The following is an 887-nucleotide window of genomic DNA, read 5'->3' as shown; positions in this document are numbered from 1 at the left end:
GAAGCGCAGGTGACCATAAACGCGGAAAACAGCGTGATCCTGACCGGCGGCGCGGGTACGGACGGAGAGGGCGGCAATGGGATATACGTATATAACCTCACCGTCAACGGGCCGCTTAAGGCCCTGGGCGGCAGCAGCGCCCAGGGCATGGGGGGCGCGGGCATCGCCGTGCAAAACTTTACCATGGCGTCCGGCCATGCCGCCGCCCAGGGCGGCGCGGGAAAAACCAGGGACGGGATGGGCGTCACATTTCTGGAAGCGGGCGGCTCCCTGACGGTACAGAAGGGCGCGGCCCTGACGGCGGAAGGCCACAGCGGCATCGGCGGCTCCTCAGACAGCCTGTCCATTGCGCTGGGGGGCCGTCTGACGGCCGCCGCCACCAGCCGGAACGGCAGCTCCGTGTTTGGATGTACCGTAACGTTCACTGACACCGCGGCCGTGCTGTCGGCGACAGAGGTATCTGTGGGCAGCCGGATTGCGGTGGAACTGGCCGCGGAGCTGGCGGGGTACCGGCTGGAGGCCCTGGGCACCGCGCTGATGATGGAAGGCGGCGCTGAGGTACAGGTACGCACCGGCACCGGCACCGTGAGTGTGGGCAGGATGCAGCCCCAGTGGAACGCCGTGCTGGATGGCGCCGCCGCCTATAACGACGGCGCCACCACCCAGCGGCTGACCCTCACGGACGGCATGACGCTTAAGGTGCGGGAGGGCGCTGCGGGAACACTTAGAGTCCCCGCGGGCGTGGGCAGCCTTACCCTTGCGGGGCCGGGGCTTACCGGCGCGCTTACCACCAACGGGCAGATAGAGATAACAAACCCGCAGAACCTGTCGTTAGCTGTCACCGGCCTTGCCATGCAGGCCCAGGAGGGCAAGAGCTTTTTGACGGA

1 protein-coding gene is annotated in these 887 nt (G+C 67.2%); it reads left to right on the top strand.

Annotated elements, in window-relative coordinates; translation table 11 throughout:
* A partial coding sequence (locus ABC831_RS26385) for a hypothetical protein (protein WP_343251048.1) occupies positions 1-887 on the top strand: 887 nt, incomplete at both ends.

The organism is Diplocloster hominis, assembly GCF_032380655.1.
GTDB classification, from domain to species: Bacteria; Bacillota; Clostridia; order Lachnospirales; family Lachnospiraceae; genus Diplocloster; species Diplocloster hominis.
This window is presented reverse-complemented; position numbering and strand designations above follow the sequence as displayed.